Below are 16,208 nucleotides of genomic sequence, written 5' to 3'. Positions count from 1 at the left end.
CCATTATGGGCGCGATGGCCGCCCTTGTGACGATTTTCGCGGGATCGACGGCGATGGCGGCCGTGCCGGTTTCTGACAGCCCGATCTTGTCGCAGCGGAGCGAGGACAAGGCCGACAAGGTTCAGATCAAGCTCATCCAGGAGGACACGAAGTCCGCCACGCAGGGCGTCAATTGCTCGGTGACGACGCCCAAAAAGGCGCAGAACGTGAAGAGCCCGAAGGCTTCGGTCGATCCGGCGAGTGGCCAGGCGTCCTTGGAACAGGCCAATCCGGACATCAAGGGCTCTTCGGCGTTCGCCTCGACCGGGTCGGGATCGGGCGCTGTCGGCGGCAATGCCGGTGAAAGGGGCCAGTTGGATATCACCAGTCAGATTCTAGGGGGCATGAATGGCAGCATGTCAACGGTGGCCCCCAATAAGCAGTCCTTCGAGACCATGGGTCAGGATATCGGGACCGACAAAACGGTCATGGAAGCCTTCGACCGCAACAGCGCAATCCGCGCCCAAGGCGGGCTGACCTTCAACGAGGTGATCCAGGCGACAGGGTTCTTCGCCCAAGCTTTCAACGTGCGGAACATCGGCACTGCCACACTGACAAGTCGGGGATCCTCCGGCCTGGTGGTGCCCACTCCCGCGTCCCCGCCGCCTGGCTCGGGCCCGCCGCCTGGCTCGGGTGGCTCGACAAGCTGTCCCGGGGCTACAAGCGGCGGCGGCACGGCCGGCAACCCATGCTGCCCGTCGACGGACGGCGCATGCACGGCGCCGCGCACGACCGACACGGTTGAAAACGTCTCGCCCGTGCTTTCGCAAATCCAAAGGGACGCCAACAGCGCCCCCGTCACAATGACGACCGACGAACTGATGTCGACCGTCAAGCAATATCAGGCTCAATAGGAGAAAGCGCTATGCGTGGAATTCCGTTAACAGCAGCACTCTTGCTTGGCCTTGGCGGTATCGCCTTTGCGCAAGTGCCTACGATCGACGAGGCTAATCTGGAACAGGCTCGGCAGATTGCATCGGCCACGAGCGAGATCCTCAGCACCGACCGCAACATCATGAACTATACGCAAAAGACGCTGCAGGCCGTCACGGGCGACCGGTCGAGCCAGGCCGGCCAGCTCGCGCAGATGGCCTTGGGCAATGGCGGCTTCTCCATGGGGGACGCGCCTTCGCTTGCTAGCGTGATCTCGGGCGGCTCGTTGTCGTTCGCCGGCCTCGGCAATGGATCGCAGGGCATCGTTTCGAACATGATCAATGGCTTGCAGCTGGTGAAAACCATTTCGGGCCTGATCAATGGCCAAACGACGCAGATGGATAAGAACTACAGCGCCCTGGTGAACGTCGCGGCCACTGTTACCGGGCTGGTGGACTCCTCGCAAAATGGGGTGAAGACCCGTTCCAGCGCTTTTCAGTCGGGCGCTCAACGGATCGGCACGGCGCAGGACATCAAGGGCTCGATCGATCAGAACAGCCAGATCATGGTGCAAACGGGTCTGACCGTGAACGAACTGATCGGCGCGGTGAATACCGCTACGGCGGCCGCCAATCAGGAAAACATCGATCGTATGAACCTGATCACGCAAGCCTCGCGGGGGCTCGAATACAAGTCCGGCCAATGACGATGCGCTTTCTTCTATCAGCGGCCGCCATCATTGGCGCCGTCGCGACCTCCGGGTGTGGCCACAAGCCGCTCAAGGCTCCGTGCTCGCGCGACGAGGGACCGATGCAGCCGATGGCGTTCGCGGCGCCCGAACCAAGAACAGAAGCGAAGAAGCCATTCGAGTGCGGTCCGATGAAGGCACTCAATAGCGATCCATCTCTGTTTCCAGGGGGGACGTCGAAAAAATGAACTTCAATATCACCACGCTTCTGCAACAGGTCGACAAGTTCGGCAATAACTATGTATCGCAAGCCTACCAGAACCTGGCGTCGGCCCTGACCGGCGGCGGACAGGGAGGCGTCGCCGGCCTGATGCTGACGCTGTACGTGATAGTCTGGGCCATCAGCATCTGGCAGGGAACCTCGACGGGATCGGGAAAAGAGATGATCTGGCGCCTGTTCCGCGCCTTCGTCATCTACGCTCTGGCGACGAGCTGGGGGGACTTTCAAACATATGCCTATTCGTTCGCGAATGAGACACCTGCCGCGATCGGGAACAGCCTTCTCACGAGCGTTTCGGCCAATGTGACCGGGACATCGGCCGGGCTGAACTCCGTCAACTCCGTGCAGACGGCCCTGCAAAACATCTGGGATTCGCTCGCCAATTCCACTGCCGCCTTTATCAAGAGCCTTGGCGTGTTGAACTTCGGCGGCTACGTACTGGCGGCGATCATCCTTGTCGTCGGCGCGCTGCTCATCGGCTATGCGATCTTCCTCATCATCCTGTCGAAGATCTTTCTTTGGCTTTTGCTGGCACTCGCCCCAGTGTTCATCATTCTTATGCTGTTCGGCTACACGACCCGGTTCTTCGCCGGCTGGGTAACCGCGATCGTGCAGTACATGTGTGTGCAGATTCTGGTCTACGCCTTCTGTGCCTTCTTCATCTCGATCACCCAGACCTATTTCGACGCGGTCAACCGGTCGAATGGTGCTGCGACAACGACCTTGACCGAAGCCGCGCCGCTGATCCTGATCTGCCTCGTCGGTGTGCTGCTGCTGTCGCAGATCACCAACGTTGCCGCCTCGCTCGCAGGCGGAATTGGTATTGGAACACCTTCGTTTGGGCGCTTCTACGGCGGCGCCTTCGCAGCGATGGGCCAAGCCGGTCAGCGCAGGCTGATGGGACGCTTGGGCTGGAGCACGCGGCAGGAACGCCTGGCGGGTCGCGAGCGGGCGCGCGTGAGCCTCGCACAGAGAAGGTATGAGAATTCAGCGGAATATGCACGGCTTTCCCGAAAGCTGACGGATCCCGGATAGGTTTGGGGCACCAATGAGCGATGTGAAGGAAAGCGCTGGGCGACTGGCGAAGGAAACCGAGTCTCCTTTGCCCTACTACGTGGATGCGGCAATCTGGGAAAAAGATATCGCGCGACGCAATCGCTGGTCGCGATCTCTGGCGTGGTGCGTGGCAAGCGTCACCTCGGTCATTGCCGTTGCAGCCGTGGGCGCGCTGATCCTTGCGCTGCCGCTCAAGACTTATGAGCCCTACATGGTGGTGGTCGACAAATCCACCGGGTTTGTCGAGGTCAAGCGGCCGCTGGCCGACGGTCCTTTGCAGCAGGACGAGTCGATGGGGATGTTCGATATCGTCCGTTATGTGAAGGCTCGCGAGACCTACGATCCGAAGGCGCTGAAGGACAACTTCGATCTCGCGCAATTGCTGAGCGCCGGCGATGCCTCGAGGGAGCTCGTCGAGCTTTTCAGCCCGGCGAACAAAGTGACGAACCCCGTCGTGCTCTACGGGCGAAACACCGTCGTGGCCGTGACCGTGAAGTCCGTGACATTTCCCAATCAAAGGACCGCCCTGGTCCGGTTCATGACGGAGGAAAAGAGCCAAGCGAACACCGTGCAGCGGCATTGGGTGTCGTTGATCCGGTTCCGCTACACCGGCGTTCCGGCCAAAAACGAGATCCGCTTTGAAAATCCGCTCGGCTTCCAGGTGCTCGAATATCGGCGCGATCAGGAGACGGCGCCGGCACCCACCGCGGAGACACCGCAATGAAGGTCGCCGGCATCCTGATGGCAATCGGGCTCGGCGTTTGCGCGGTTCAGCCGGCCCTTGCCGAACAGACCCCTCGGGCGGGATCTCGTGACAGTCGCATTCGCTTCGTCTGGTATCAGAAGGACGATGTGGTGTCGGTGCCGGCCAGCTATGGCGCCTCGACGATGATCGAATTCGGCGATGACGAGAAAATCGAAACCCTCGGCGCTGGCGACGTCCCGGCCTGGAGCATCGAACCCAACAAGAAGGGCAATGTGCTCTTTGTGAAGCCGATCGAGAAGAATGCGGGCGGGAATCTCAATGTCCTGACGAACAAGCGCAGCTATGTGTTCTTCCTCAACGGCGAGTTTCGGCCGGTTGCACAACAGGTCTATGCGATCAAGTTTCGCTATCCCGAAGAGGCGTCGGACGCGGCGCTGATGGACGAAGCCCGGGCTCGGGCGGCGCAGCCGAACCGGCAGGGTTTCAAGGCCGAAAACGCCAACTCGTCCTATGCCTATAAGGGGTCGTCGGCAAATAAGCCGCTCGTGATCTACGACGACGGCGTGAAGACCTGGTTCCGCTTCGATCCAGCAAGGGAAGTGCCGGCGATCCATGTCGTTGATAGCGAGCGCAATGAGACCCTTGTGAATTATCGCCGCGAGGGCCCGTACATCGTCGTCGACAAGGTCAATTACCAATGGACCCTGCGCAACGGCACCGAAGCAACCTGCGTCTTCAATCTGAGACTGAACAATGTGAACGAACCGACCGGGCTTGAACCTTACGAACCGCAGCGTGTCGGCGGTGGAACTGTTCGGAAAGTGAGGGGACCCGATGCCATCTCCCAATGAGTACAGAATGCTCGCTGAGGAAGGCACGGCGGTCGCCGCGCCAAAATTCGGGGCAAGCACATTCTTCAAGATCGCGGTTCCGCTGGGTGCGGTGGTCTTCGCCGGCTGGATGATCTATGCGGCGACGCGTGCGCCAGACAAGCCGCTGTTGACGGCGTCGGATGGCGAGGAGTTTCACACCACACAGTTTCCCGCACCGGGGCTCGATACGCCGCGCCCCCAGCTTGATAACGGCACCCTGAAAATTCCGACGGCTCCCGAAGAGCCGCCGGCGACCGTCGAGGCTCCGCCTCCCCCTCCACCAGCCTTGCAGCCGCCTGCGGCTCCACCACAGGTGCAGGATGATTCCGAGGCCCGTCGCCTGGCTGAGGAAGAACGGCGCAGGCAAGAAGAGGAGGAGCGCCGCAAATGGGAGCGCTTGCGCGCCAAGCAGCTCGTCGTCGATAGCGGCGATGCGCCTGGCAGTGCGTCAGCATTGGGCGGCAATGGTACGGATGCAGCGGCGGCCGGAAACGCAGGCGAGGGCGAGGAGGACCCCAATCGGCGTTTTTTGGCAAGGGCGAGCCAGAGCGGAGCGGATACATCGAAGGCCACGATGAACCCGCGCACGGACGCTCTGGTCGCCCAAGGGACGATGATCAAGGGCGTACTCGAGACCGCCATCCAGAGCGATCTTGCCGGTATGGTTCGGGCCGTCGTGTCGGAGGATGTGTGGTCCTTCGACGGTCGCAGGGTTTTGATCCCCGCTGGCTCCCGCCTTATCGGTGAATATCGCAGTGGCATTGCAACCGGCCAAACGCGGGTGTTCATAGTGTGGACACGCCTGCTTCGATCGGACGGTATGTCGGTGCAGCTCGGTTCGACGGGCACCGACGAGCTCGGTCGCAGCGGCATGCCGGGCGAGGTCGACAACCATTATTTCGAGCGGTTCGGCTCGGCGATCCTTCTAAGTGTCGTGGGCGGTGCGACGCAATTCATCGCCAACCTCGGCAACGACCAGAATGGGTCGAACACCAACCAGACCTACACGGACCCGCAGACCGGACAGACGGTGACAAACCAGACGCAGCCCAACCAATACCTGCAGAGCGCCCGTCAGATCGGCGCGCAACAGGTCTCGCAAAGCCTCAACCGCATTGCCGAAGAGGCGCTTCGCAATTCGATCAATATCGCGCCCACGATCCATGTCGATCAGGGGTCGCGCATCATGGTGTTCGTCCGCCGGGACCTCGATTTTTCGGAGTTCTATCCGGACCCGGTACGCGAGGCGTTGACGGAGATACGACGTGAGCGGGCAGCAAAGAACCGTCTTCCTAAATAAGGCGCTGGCGCCGGTGCGGCGCTGGCTCGACGACGATCGCGTGGTCGAAATCTGTGCAAACGGGCCTGGACTTGTGTGGGTCGAAATTGTTGGCTCGACACATATGGAGCCCTTCGACGTCCCCGAGCTCGACCGCGCCGCGATCACTTACCTCATGGAACGTATAGCGGCGTCATCCTCGCAATCGATCAGCGAGGAAAATCCATTGCTTTCAGCCGCCCTCCCCGGCGGCGAACGCTTCCAGGGCGTGCTTGCGCCGGCGACGCCGACAGGAGGCGCCTTCGCGATCCGCAAGCAGGTCGTGAAGGATATGCGCCTTGATGATTACCGGAAGCGGGGGTCGTTCGATACGATCTCCGTCCAGGATCCCGGCGAACTGAGCGAGACCGACAGCGCCCTTTGCGAATATCTCGACGCCGGCAAGATCGAGGATTTCCTCCGCCTGGCCGTGCGGGAACGGTATTCGATCTTGCTTTCAGGAGGCACATCGTCGGGCAAAACGACGTTTTTGAACGCGATTTTGCACGAGGTGCCTTCGGATGAGCGGATCCTCACCATTGAGGATACGCGGGAGGTTAAACCACACCAGCCCAACTATCTGCCCCTCGTTGCATCAAAGGGCGACCAGGGCCTGGCGCACGTGACCGTTGAAACGCTGCTGCAAGCCGCCATGCGGTTGCGGCCGGATCGAATCTTCCTGGGCGAGATCCGGGGAGCGGAAGCCTATTCGTTCTTGCGCGCCGTCAACACAGGTCATCCCGGATCGATCACGACGATCCATGCGGACAGCCCGACCGGTGCGTTTGAGCAGCTGGCCTTGATGGTCATGCAGGCTGGGCTCGGGCTGAGCAAGGCAGAGATCATCGATTACGTGCGGTCGGTCCTGCCGATTGTGATCCAACAAACGCGCCGGGGCGGCTGGCGCGGAACTTCGGCGATCTGGTTCAACCGCATGACCGAATGGAGAGCCGCCAGAAAGGTTCCCCAGAATGTCTCGCGTATTCACTTATAGGCTTCTCCTCGGCCTCATCGGCCTCGCCGCCTTCTTTGCCCTTTGGAGCCTAGCCTACGAGCTGGTGGCGACATGGCGGTGGAATCCCGCCCTCCCCTCTGAAGGCGCCTCGCGCTGGGGGCTTCTAAAATACCAGAACGCGCAACGCAGCCTAAGCGGCCTGTTCGTTGCCTGGCAGCATTTCAGCCAGCGCCTGGCCTATCATCCCACGCAGGGCGAGACGATCATCCGGGGCGCGATCGCGGTCGCGGTTGTGGTGGCGATCGGCGTCGGCCTGATCTTTGCAAGCCTGATCAACCGCAAGCCAAAGCACTACGGCGATGCGCGGTTCGGCACGATCATGGACGCCGAAAGGAAAAACCTGCTGGCAAAGCAAGGCTTGATCCTCGGCAAGATGGGTGGGGCGACGATCCGCTCGGACGATCCCGCGCACGTCTTGGTGGTCGGGCCGACCCGATCCGGCAAGGGCGTCAGCTTTGTCATTCCGAACGGTTATATGTGGCGAGGATCCTCGGTGTGGTTCGATCCTAAGCGGGAGAACTTCGAGGCGTTCGGTGCACACCGGCAGGCTCTCGGCGACAAGGTCTTTTTCTTTTCGCCCGGCGAGCAGGATTCGCATCGCTATAATCCGCTGGATTTCATTCGGCGCGATGCGCGCATGCCGACGGACTGCGCGGTGGTCTCCTCCTTCATCATCCCCGACGCGACAGGAAGTTCCGAGATCTGGGCGCGCGCCGGCCGGCAGCTGCTTTCGGCCATGATCGGCTATGTGTTGACGTCACCACGCTATGAGGGGCAGCGTCATTTGCGCGCCGTCGCGATGCTTCTTTCGACCGGCGTGGATTTTCTCAGGGTGCTGACGAATATCCGCAATGACGAGGAAAAATATCTGCCTTCGTGGGTCGTGCACGGGCTCAACCAGTTCATTGCGCTGGAAAAGGAAACGCGAAACTCGGCCTACTTCAACATGACGGCGGCTCTCAGCCCCTGGACCAACGATCTCGTTGCAGCCGCTACGGCGTCGACCGATTTCGATATCTCGAAGTTTCGCAAGGACCCGACGGCTCTCTTCATCGGCTGCTCGGTGGCGCAGCTCGACGTGTTCCGGCCCATCATCAAACTCCTGGTTCAGCAAATCCATGATGTGCTGATGGCTTCCTCGCCAGGCCCGGACGAGCCCTATCAGGTCCTGGTGATGATCGACGAGTTTCGCCAGCTCGGCAAAATGGAGTCTATCGTTTCCAAGCTGGCGATCAACGCGGGCTATGGCTTTCGCATGGTCCTGATCCTGCAGGATCTTGCCCAGCTTGACGAAGTCTATGGAAAAGCGACGCGGCAGACCACGGTGTCCGCGTGTCAGGTGAAGCTTTTCATCCGCATGAACGACGTGGAGACCTCGGAACATGTCTCTGTAATGCTGGGACCGACCACGATCGAGGTGGCCACACCGATCATCAGGGCTGGTCAAGGTATATTTGGGGGCCGAGACAAGAGTTTAAGTTATCAGGAAAGGCCATTCCGGACGGCGGCGGAGCTTCGGCAAATGCCGGCGAAGCAGGCCGTGGTTCTGGTCTCAAGCCCCCCTGGTTTCATGGTGCGCAAGATCACCTATTATAAGGACGCTCCCTATAAGGCGACCTACCGGGAATTTCGGCACCGGCGCTTGAAGGTTCCCCCTCTCTCACGATGGCAGGATCTTCCGCTGCGCTCGATGGCGGACGTCGAAGCGGCTAACACCGCGCCAGCGGCACCTTTCGAGTTGGGGGAACCCGATACCGTCGAAGCGCCGGTTTCAGGCCATACAGCCCATGCCGATGCGGTGCCGCCTGCGACTGGTGCGGCGGCTGAAAGGGTTGATCCCGTCGCGTTAAAGCCGAAAGTAAAAAGCGACAGCGCGGACGCACCACAGGCGCTGCCAAGCTCAGGCCTTCCAACGGGCGGTGAGGCTGAAGCAAAGAGCGAGGTCGCCGCTGAAGTTCCGGAGTTGAAGCCGAAGCGGACCGACCAGACGGCCGATGATGCGCCGCGGCCGCTTCCCACCCTTGGCCAGCGATCGGCGCCGGCAGCATCAAAGACGTCCGACCCGAGTGCGTCTGAAGGCAAGGCGGGTGTCTTGCAATTCCAAGTCCGGCCGGGAAACAAGTCCACGTCGATCGCCGCGCTGCTCGCATCGCTCGATCAGGAAGTGGAGGCCGGCGCTCCTTCCCTGTCACCGTCAGTGGATAGCGGAGATGTCGAAGGGGTACCGCCAGCCGCTCTTGAGGCGCTGCAGGATCAAATTAGACGTCACGGCGATCGCTAGGACGTGAAAGTCGGTTGAATACAAATGCGCGGTTTGTGCCTTCGTTGCTGTGTCGAGCGTGAGAACGAGACCAAGCGTCCCTAATCCGATGGCGGGCGCATCTAACCGTTTCGTTGCGCCTCCCGGGTCTTGGTGGGGACGTGAGCTGATTGCTGGTCCGTAAAATGCGATTGATTTTCACTCTAGCCGACCTGTATCAAAACCGATACAGTGCACCTCGATGAAGGTGATTGAATGGCTTGGAAGCAGTAGGGCGGATGTTCGAGCGTTTCCTGACGATGCGCGGATAGAGGCCGGCTGGCAGCTCGAACTTGTCCAGCGCGGCGACGATCCCGACGACTGGAAGCCTATGCAGATCGTGGGGGCCGGCGTCAGGGAAATCAGAGTCCGGGAGGCATCGGGAGCGTTCCGCGTCATCTATCTGGCAACCCTGGAGGACCGCGTTTTGGTGCTTCATGCGTTCCAGAAGAAGACACAGGCCACATCCAAGAAAGACCTTGATCTGGCGGCTCAACGGCTAAAACGATGGAAGGCAGAACGATGAACGTAGAAATCTATGAGAACGTCTGGGACGCCCTGGCGGACACCAAACAAGAGGCTGCAAACCTCAAGGCGCGCTCGGCGCTGCTCTACGAAATCCGTAAGGCAGTCCAGCGTTGGGACATTCCTCAGGAGGAAGCCGCCAAGCGGCTCGGTCTGACGCGCCCTCGCACCAATGATCTGCTGCGCGGTAAGCTCGCCAAATTCTCGCTTGACGCACTTGTCAACATCGCCGCCTCCGCACACCTGGTTATAGAAATCCGGGTAAAACAGGCTGCATAATCACGAAGTGTCAAATGAGCACATTTGCGTTTTGCGCGAGCGAGTGCCGAACGGAGCCCCAGCCAGAGCCCGGCTTAGGGAAAAACGAGCTCACTTAGTGCTGCATGGCGAGGCAACTACTGCTTTTGCGGCTTCTGTGAATCAGGCTCTTCGCCTTCGACCGGAGCGGTGTTGATGCTCCTCGACTGCAGGCGCTGCAGTTCTTCGAGCCGTTCGCCTTTGACGATCTCGGGATCAAGCCGCTCGTTAGGATTCTGCGCCAATGAACGCGCGGCTTCGCTTGCGGCTTGTGCCTCGCGGGCTTCCTTCGCAGCGATGCTTTCGGCATTGCGCACCATTTCGCGGTCTTGCGCAACCTCCTCAAGCGAGGTCGGATCAGCCGATCCGGCTCGTTCGTCACGAATCTCCTGCTCGATGGCGCGATTACGGATCTCGCGAGCGCGATCGGCCTCAAGCCGCTCAGCGGCCTCGATCTCCTGGGCGCGATGGATCAAAGCTTCGGCGCGCGTGCCGGCAATCCGATGGGCCTGGTCTTCACTGACATGCGTGACGCCACCTTCCTGCAGGGATTTGAGATCCGTCCGGATCGCAAGCAGCTCCATGGTGGGCGCTGCGCGCCGTAAGAACTCCGCTTTCGTCTGGCCGTTCATCATGGCCGCTGTCTTGTTAACGGTCTCGTTGATCTGTTTTAGGTTTTCCCGCATCTGGTCCGCGGTGGCATCTGAACTCATTTGAACACCCTTTCCATCTCGAATAGCGACGACAACAGTACCGGATCGGAAAGCTTGCGTCATCCGATCAATGAATTGACTCGCTGTCGCGTTATCCGGCTGGGAAGCAGCAACTGAGTGCCAGTCCCGAAGGCTTGCCTGGGTGGCCTGCAGCTGGCGCGCCGAAATCGGAATCTTTACCGGGTTGGCCTTTGCGTGATTGATCCGCTGGCGGGCTTTCTCGATGACGTGCGGGTTTGCACGGGCATAGGCGCGGTCCCGCGCCTCCCTGCCCGGCCGCGGCTTTTCGGCCGTGGCCACAATCGCCTTGTCGCGCGGACCATAGCTTTGTGATGACGCTCGATAGGCCGCGGAAGTCGCGACGATTTTCATGCCCTGCGCTTGTGCGTGCTGGGCATAGAGCGCGCGCCATTCGCGAAGCTGGGCCGGACCTGGTCGCAATCGCTCACCGTCCTCACCTTTCACGACGACGATGGCATGGACATGAATATGGCCGCCCTCCTCCGCCATATCGGCATGCATGCCGAAGGCGAATTTGTGATTGGGGAACTGCTCATGCAGGAACCCACGTGCGGCCCTCACCAGAGCTTGCCTGTCCTCGCCCGCCTTGGCCGACAGGATCATGTGCATGGTGTCGCGAGGCTTGTAGGAATTCAGGGTCTTGTCCCAGGACTGCGCGGTCTGCCGAACCGCCTCCTCAGACGCGATCGCGGCGCCGTCGGCGCCGATCGCCGCTGCGTCATGGGTAAGGCGCGCGAGCTGGAACACGACACCGGCCTTGCCGTGGCTGGGCTCCCCAATTGGCTTCACCGAAACGGTATCCTCCTTGACCCCAAGCGCATCGGAGATCCGCGAGGCGATCATGGCCCGGGTTGGTGCCGAGAACTGGCGATCCTGCTGGCGTCGATCGGAAAAGTGAAACCGATGCTTCACCTTGTCGTCCCCGTTCTCACCCCGCACGACGCTGTGTCCGGCCATGGTCGCGACGACGCGCGCGACGCTCGATCCGTCCTGCAGTGTGTCGATACGATAGGCGAAACCGTGGCCGGCGAAACCTGCCTGAACTGCCTGTGAAAGGCGCTCGGCATTCTCCTGCCCTGCCAGCGAAAGCCGAAACGTCGCCACATCCTCGCTCTCCCGCCGCTTGTCGAAACCCTCGCCCCACTGTTTCATTTCCTCGGCGACGGCTTCCCGCGTTGCCAGGATACGCGCGTCATACGTCTCGAGCGCGACGCCCTCCTTCTGGATATATTGACCGATGGCGGCTGCCCTAGTGACGCCATGCCCGTAGGAAATCACCTTCAGAACGGCCGGCTGATACCCGGCCGCCAGCCTGTCGGCAGCGGCCCTCGGCCGAGGTCCGCCGGCGAGCTTCCGCCACTTCGTTGGCAGGGCGAGGTTTAGTCGCCCGGCTTTACCGCGCGGCGGCTCCAGCTCTCGCGCAGACGAGCGCGGCACGGCCGGTTCCGCTGTCTGGCGTCCCCCGAGACCGCCCTCCCCTGTCCGGCCGCGAACCGTCTTGAACAACCAATCATCGTCATTTCCAGCAAAGGACAACATGGCCCGATGCCGGCGCTTGCGGTTCTCTTCTTCAAAAGCCGCGCTCGCGCGAATCCGATCGGCTATGGCCTGTATGGACGACTGGTCGAGGTTCACGCGCCCTCACCATCCAGCAGATGCGCCGCCTTCCGAAGTTTCAGGCCATGCGCGATCGTCATCGCCGTCAATTCGGCGTCGACAGCTTTCACCCTCTCATCCAGCGCTTCCCATATCGGCAACGCCGCCTCGATGGGGGCAGCGTGGCCGGAATGGATGGCATGGAGAAGCTGGCCGAGGTTTCGGCCGACCATCCGGACTTGCGAGGCCAACGCCGCGACAGTGCGTGAATTCTCAGCGGACAGAGCGGGACCGACATCCAGGCTGGCCCGGATAATGCGCCGCAACGTCTCCGCTCGGTCAAGCTGGAACACCTTGCAGGCCTCATCCAGGAGCGCGCCCGCGTCCGGCCCAATATCGATCCGGGAGCGCTTTCGGGTGTCCTTGTGGGCGGCGCTGGTGTGCAAAATTCCCTCGCTATGGCGGATGGGCCTCACGTCGAAGACGGTCCAGGTCGAAGCGAAGCGACGACCTGCTCAGCCAATTTGGACCCAAATTGCGTATCTTGTCAATTCACTATGCAACATTATACTGATCCGATGTTTTGCTAGTCCAGAACCAATTATGCATCCCGGAATATTGCACCAAATCCGCAAATTCATGTTATCACCTAGGCACTTATGTGCCTTGGCAGATTACAGCATCGGCGCATTGGCATAATGCAAGAAAGTCACTTTGGCGCCAAATCGCCTATGCGTTTTGACGCCAAGGTGACGCAACATTGGGAAAAACAATGCCGGAACAACGCGCGGTGCAAATCACAGTGGCCTCTCCCAAAGGCGGGGTCGGCAAGACCATGACCACCATCCTGCTCGCTGGCGAGTTCGCCGCCGCCGGTCATCGGGTGACGGTGCTCGACACCGATCCGCAACTGTCGGCGCTGGAGTGGAGCAAAAACAGTCGCCGCGCCGGGTACGCTCTTTCAAACATCGACGTCATCCCCATCAACTCGACCGACGAACTGATCGATCGCCTGGCGCAATCCGACGCCGAGGACCTGCTGCTGGTCGACGTCCAAGGCACGGCCGTGGCCGCCCTCGGACCGGCCGTCGCCAACGCCGACTTCGTGCTGATCCCGACGAAAGCGCACGTCTTCGATGTCAAGCAATGCCTCGGTCTGATCCGGCACATCCGCTCGCTTGGCGGACGCCATCGCGAAATTCCCTACGCGGTGATGCTCAACATGGTTTCGGGGATCGAGCACAACACGATGGCCTTTCGCACCGCGATCCAGCTGCTGCGGCAGGCCGATACCAGCGTGCTTGAGACGTTTTTGTCGCAACGGCCGACCTTCGCCTCAATCGCAACCGCCGGGACGCTTTACGAAGTCCAGCCCGTGAACAAGGCGGTGCAGGACGCTCGCGACCAGACGAATGCCCTGACCGCCGAAATCATCCGCAAACTGAACGGAGCCACCCCGCAATGAACGAGAAAAGCGATCGGACCGCAAACCAATTGCCGCTGCCTGCCTTGAAACCGCGTGCCCGTTCGGATGATCCGTTCTCGCGCAACATGGCTGCCATTGTGGAATCCAGCATCAGCGAAACGGACAACCTGGAGCAGCAGACGAGAACCCAGTCTGCCAGAGAGGCGAAGGCGGAGCTCGAAAGGCCAAAGGCAGACGGCGGGACAGCCCGGCTGCACACACGCATTCCGGTCTCGCAGATGATCGAGCTGCAGGTCCATTGCGCGCGCAACAGAACAACCATGCAGGAGGTGGTGCAGGGCCTGATAACGGAGTTCCTTGCTCGGCAGCCAAAGTAGCCAGACCCGCCAATCAGAGTCGATTTTCGTTATGACCGACCGCCCATGACTCGGGCCCAACGAGGATTGGCTACATCTCTTCGGGGAAGGCCATCAAAGAGGCTGCTGAACGACTGACGTTCGGTTCCATCCATCACGAGAGTGAATCGATCCGCGTCCGCTGATTCAAACCATTCATTGGACGCGCGCGTCCGGCTGCGCGATTCTGTCCGCAATGATCGCGCAGCTCTATCGCCTCTGTATCGAACGCCGCGACGCGGATCGGAACATGGCACGCTTCTATGCGCTGTCGATCGAGAAGACACTGTTCGGCCAGACCTGCCTGGTCCGCCGTTGGGGTCGGATTGGAACCACCGGCCGCACGGTACAGCACTCTTTCGATACCGAGGGCGAAGCTGTCGAGCTTTTCCTCCAGCTGCTGCGCGCCAAGCGGATGCGCGGCTATCAGCCGCGATCCACTTACCCGATGTCAATCGGCCCACAATAAGGGTCTGACTCACATTTGATGATTTTGCATGACGGCGTGGTGCTGTTTTCTGAGGGGAATCAGCACCATGGTGAGAAATTTGCGTCTGTCGTCCTTGATCCCGGCGGGATTGGTCGTCGAGGCCATCGCTGAGAACGAAGGAGTGATCGTCATTACCGCGCGGTCAGGGTGATGAGGGACTGTTGCGGCCCACTGCCACGGGCAAAAAAAGGGCCAGCGACGGGGCGCCCCGTCGCTGGCCCTATGAGTGCGTTCGCCTAATCAGGCTAAGAGGCGTATCAGGAATTCACAGAGGATCCCTCCACGCTACGGACGATCCCGGGTAGCAGCCTTGTCATTCGCCAGCTTTGTGGCGACATCGGACGGCAGCGGCATGAAATCATAGCCGAGCGCCATGGCGGCGTGGTGAAGATCGTCAAGCATCTCAAAGGCCTGATCGTGAGTGCCAAGCCACAGCGCCGGTTCGTCGGTCTCTTCGTGGGGGAATGCCTGCAGGAAGTAGGTTCTCAGCGGCGGGTCGTAGCCGATGATGGCCTCGCGGTCGGAGCGGCCGTGTCCGGTGACGGTGCCAGTGACTGTGATCGTATAGCGGCTCATCGTAGCCTCCTTGTTCCGGGAAGGTGAGGTGAAGGGGCCGGCCCCTTTCGAAGCCGGCCCGTTCGTGGCTGTCACTGGGGATTGTTCCAGAGGATGACCTTCTTGTTCTCCTCGCCACCCGGGGCGGGGGCGAGATTGCCGAAGATCACGCCGATCTCGGGGGCTTCCAGCTTGACCGAGAGGTACTCCTCGCCCGAACGCTGGGAGATGCGGTGCCAGCCGGCTCCGATCTCGAAGCCCGTGCGCTTGTTGACGATCCGGTAGTCGGGCGCGTCCTCGCGCGACTTGTTGGTGTTCGGGATAAGGGTGATCGGGGCGTTGACCCGGAGCGTGGCAAAGACGCCTTCCATCGAGCCGTCGGCCTTGGTGGTGAGGTTTGCGATCGTGGTGGCCATGGTAGTTCTCCTTCGGTTGCATCGGGACCATTCCCGATGGCGCCAAAGGAGAGGGCCGTCCTGCTGCGGTCATCTCGGCGAAAATTCTGGAAAATTCTATTTGCCGAAAAATAGCGGGCAGGCCCTTCGCCTGCCCGCAGACAAAAAAAAGAAATCGAATTTTCCTGAATATTCGCCGAGTGTACCCCCAACGGGGGTTGACCGCACAAAGCAGGCGGTCGTCTACAAAGGCGACATGAAACGGGAATGGCCCCGGATGCGGCAGATGGACAAGAACCCAGGCCGCCATCGCTTGACCCCGACGCAATGCTGCCGGATCGCCGGGATGCTTGCCGCGCACCTCCCGGGTCGTGTCGCATGCGTCGTCAATACCTCGAACAGCAGCATTGCGCGTGAACCGCCTTTCTGGTCGGGATGGCGGCACAGCGTTTTCGAGATCGGAGCCGACTGGCAGCGAACGTCACGGCCCTCGGTAGCAATGCTTCGAAGCCACGATGATGACCGCGCAAACCAGGATGTTCGCCACGCTCGCACCCGCTTCAGATGCGAGACGGGCAAGATAATCATGGTGCACAACGCCCTGCGGCTCTGCGCGTAGACCGGTCTCGCAAGGGGTCGGCTCCGGCCG

Annotated in this window: 18 protein-coding genes; 14 read left to right on the top strand and 4 right to left on the bottom strand. The window is 60.9% G+C overall.

Annotation, left to right across the window (positions count from 1 at the left end):
- Positions 1-5 precede the first annotated feature (5 nt).
- The 10 genes from HGP13_RS36345 to HGP13_RS36300 all read left to right on the top strand — a co-directional run bounded on the left by HGP13_RS36345 (position 6) and on the right by HGP13_RS36300 (position 9,950).
- A complete protein-coding gene (locus HGP13_RS36345; protein ID WP_246707526.1) occupies positions 6-893 on the top strand; it encodes a hypothetical protein in 888 nt (295 codons plus the stop codon).
- A 41-nt stretch (positions 894-934) separates the two neighbouring features.
- A complete protein-coding gene (locus HGP13_RS36340; RefSeq protein WP_246707525.1) occupies positions 935-1,618 on the top strand; it encodes a type IV secretion system protein in 684 nt (227 codons plus the stop codon).
- A gap of 226 nt (positions 1,619-1,844) precedes the next feature.
- Entirely contained in the window at positions 1,845-2,915 is a 1,071-nt protein-coding gene (locus HGP13_RS36335) for a type IV secretion system protein (protein ID WP_172235066.1), read from the top strand.
- A 13-nt stretch (positions 2,916-2,928) separates the two neighbouring features.
- Positions 2,929-3,660 (top strand): virB8 family protein, encoded by a 732-nt coding sequence (locus HGP13_RS36330; RefSeq protein ID WP_172235065.1) that lies wholly within the window; start codon positions 2,929-2,931, stop codon positions 3,658-3,660.
- A complete protein-coding gene (virB9, locus tag HGP13_RS36325; RefSeq protein ID WP_095204882.1) occupies positions 3,657-4,493 on the top strand; it encodes a P-type conjugative transfer protein VirB9 in 837 nt (278 codons plus the stop codon). The genes HGP13_RS36330 and virB9 overlap by 4 nt, the downstream gene beginning before the upstream one ends.
- 7 nt (positions 4,494-4,500) lie before the next feature.
- Positions 4,501-5,814 (top strand): type IV secretion system protein VirB10, encoded by a 1,314-nt coding sequence (virB10, locus tag HGP13_RS36320; RefSeq protein ID WP_246707524.1) that lies wholly within the window; start codon positions 4,501-4,503, stop codon positions 5,812-5,814.
- Positions 5,780-6,826, top strand: coding sequence for a P-type DNA transfer ATPase VirB11 (gene virB11, locus HGP13_RS36315; protein WP_172235064.1), 1,047 nt, complete (start codon positions 5,780-5,782; stop codon positions 6,824-6,826). The genes virB10 and virB11 overlap by 35 nt, the downstream gene beginning before the upstream one ends.
- Before the next feature lie 64 nt (positions 6,827-6,890).
- On the top strand, positions 6,891-9,128 hold the full coding sequence (locus HGP13_RS36310) for a type IV secretory system conjugative DNA transfer family protein (protein ID WP_246707523.1): 2,238 nt from the start codon (positions 6,891-6,893) through the stop codon (positions 9,126-9,128).
- Between the two features lie 220 nt (positions 9,129-9,348).
- Positions 9,349-9,672 (top strand): type II toxin-antitoxin system RelE/ParE family toxin, encoded by a 324-nt coding sequence (locus HGP13_RS36305; protein ID WP_027054595.1) that lies wholly within the window; start codon positions 9,349-9,351, stop codon positions 9,670-9,672.
- Entirely contained in the window at positions 9,669-9,950 is a 282-nt protein-coding gene (locus HGP13_RS36300) for an XRE family transcriptional regulator (protein WP_172235236.1), read from the top strand. Before HGP13_RS36305 ends, HGP13_RS36300 begins: the two co-directional genes overlap by 4 nt.
- A 116-nt stretch (positions 9,951-10,066) precedes the next feature.
- On the opposite strand, the gene HGP13_RS36295 is transcribed toward HGP13_RS36300, so the two are convergent.
- Together HGP13_RS36295 and HGP13_RS36290 are read right to left on the bottom strand one after the other, a co-directional pair.
- Positions 10,067-12,337 carry a relaxase/mobilization nuclease domain-containing protein gene (locus tag HGP13_RS36295; RefSeq protein WP_172235062.1) on the bottom strand — a complete coding sequence of 757 codons (2,271 nt, stop codon included), beginning with the start codon at positions 12,335-12,337 and terminating at the stop codon, positions 10,067-10,069.
- Entirely contained in the window at positions 12,334-12,744 is a 411-nt protein-coding gene (locus tag HGP13_RS36290) for a hypothetical protein (protein WP_246707522.1), read from the bottom strand. The genes HGP13_RS36295 and HGP13_RS36290 overlap by 4 nt, the downstream gene beginning before the upstream one ends.
- Before the next feature lie 326 nt (positions 12,745-13,070).
- On the opposite strand from HGP13_RS36290, the gene HGP13_RS36285 reads away from it, so the two are divergent.
- The 3 genes from HGP13_RS36285 to HGP13_RS36275 all read left to right on the top strand — a co-directional run bounded on the left by HGP13_RS36285 (position 13,071) and on the right by HGP13_RS36275 (position 14,588).
- Complete coding sequence (locus tag HGP13_RS36285; protein ID WP_172235061.1) at positions 13,071-13,763, top strand: ParA family protein; 693 nt, start codon at positions 13,071-13,073, stop codon at positions 13,761-13,763.
- Positions 13,760-14,101 carry a hypothetical protein gene (locus HGP13_RS36280; RefSeq protein WP_172235060.1) on the top strand — a complete coding sequence of 114 codons (342 nt, stop codon included), beginning with the start codon at positions 13,760-13,762 and terminating at the stop codon, positions 14,099-14,101. The genes HGP13_RS36285 and HGP13_RS36280 overlap by 4 nt, the downstream gene beginning before the upstream one ends.
- A gap of 214 nt (positions 14,102-14,315) precedes the next feature.
- Positions 14,316-14,588 carry a WGR domain-containing protein gene (locus tag HGP13_RS36275; RefSeq protein ID WP_172235059.1) on the top strand — a complete coding sequence of 91 codons (273 nt, stop codon included), beginning with the start codon at positions 14,316-14,318 and terminating at the stop codon, positions 14,586-14,588.
- A 306-nt stretch (positions 14,589-14,894) separates the two neighbouring features.
- Here the strand turns inward: HGP13_RS36275 and HGP13_RS36270 are convergent, their stop codons facing one another.
- The gene (locus HGP13_RS36270; RefSeq protein WP_172235058.1) at positions 14,895-15,185 is read right to left on the bottom strand and encodes a hypothetical protein; all 291 of its coding nucleotides are present in this window, start codon (positions 15,183-15,185) and stop codon (positions 14,895-14,897) included.
- A 71-nt stretch (positions 15,186-15,256) separates the two neighbouring features.
- Positions 15,257-15,580 (bottom strand): DUF736 family protein, encoded by a 324-nt coding sequence (locus HGP13_RS36265; RefSeq protein WP_006205585.1) that lies wholly within the window; start codon positions 15,578-15,580, stop codon positions 15,257-15,259.
- A 100-nt stretch (positions 15,581-15,680) separates the two neighbouring features.
- Between HGP13_RS36265 and HGP13_RS36260 the strand changes: the two genes are divergently transcribed.
- Entirely contained in the window at positions 15,681-16,178 is a 498-nt protein-coding gene (locus tag HGP13_RS36260; RefSeq protein ID WP_172235057.1) for a hypothetical protein, read from the top strand.
- Positions 16,179-16,208: the final 30 nt, after the last annotated feature.

Origin of the sequence: Mesorhizobium sp. NZP2077 (assembly GCF_013170805.1) — a bacterium.
Taxonomy (GTDB): Bacteria; Pseudomonadota; Alphaproteobacteria; order Rhizobiales; family Rhizobiaceae; genus Mesorhizobium.
Note: the sequence above shows the minus strand (reverse complement) of the source record. Positions and strands in the feature narration are given on the sequence as shown.

What these genes read in the sequence shown, in the direction of transcription:
- virB9 (WP_095204882.1), top strand. Translation starts at nt 3,657, where the DNA reads ATGAAGGTCGCCGGCATCCTGATGGCAATCGGGCTCGGCGTTTGCGCG.
- HGP13_RS36300 (WP_172235236.1), top strand. Translation starts at nt 9,669, where the DNA reads ATGAACGTAGAAATCTATGAGAACGTCTGGGACGCCCTGGCGGACACC.
- HGP13_RS36305 (WP_027054595.1), top strand. Translation starts at nt 9,349, where the DNA reads ATGAAGGTGATTGAATGGCTTGGAAGCAGTAGGGCGGATGTTCGAGCG.
- HGP13_RS36335 (WP_172235066.1), top strand. Translation starts at nt 1,845, where the DNA reads ATGAACTTCAATATCACCACGCTTCTGCAACAGGTCGACAAGTTCGGC.
- HGP13_RS36265 (WP_006205585.1), bottom strand. Translation starts at nt 15,580, where the DNA reads ATGGCCACCACGATCGCAAACCTCACCACCAAGGCCGACGGCTCGATG.
- HGP13_RS36275 (WP_172235059.1), top strand. Translation starts at nt 14,316, where the DNA reads ATGATCGCGCAGCTCTATCGCCTCTGTATCGAACGCCGCGACGCGGAT.
- HGP13_RS36285 (WP_172235061.1), top strand. Translation starts at nt 13,071, where the DNA reads ATGCCGGAACAACGCGCGGTGCAAATCACAGTGGCCTCTCCCAAAGGC.
- HGP13_RS36270 (WP_172235058.1), bottom strand. Translation starts at nt 15,185, where the DNA reads ATGAGCCGCTATACGATCACAGTCACTGGCACCGTCACCGGACACGGC.
- HGP13_RS36280 (WP_172235060.1), top strand. Translation starts at nt 13,760, where the DNA reads ATGAACGAGAAAAGCGATCGGACCGCAAACCAATTGCCGCTGCCTGCC.
- virB10 (WP_246707524.1), top strand. Translation starts at nt 4,501, where the DNA reads ATGCTCGCTGAGGAAGGCACGGCGGTCGCCGCGCCAAAATTCGGGGCA.
- HGP13_RS36330 (WP_172235065.1), top strand. Translation starts at nt 2,929, where the DNA reads ATGAGCGATGTGAAGGAAAGCGCTGGGCGACTGGCGAAGGAAACCGAG.
- HGP13_RS36345 (WP_246707526.1), top strand. Translation starts at nt 6, where the DNA reads ATGGGCGCGATGGCCGCCCTTGTGACGATTTTCGCGGGATCGACGGCG.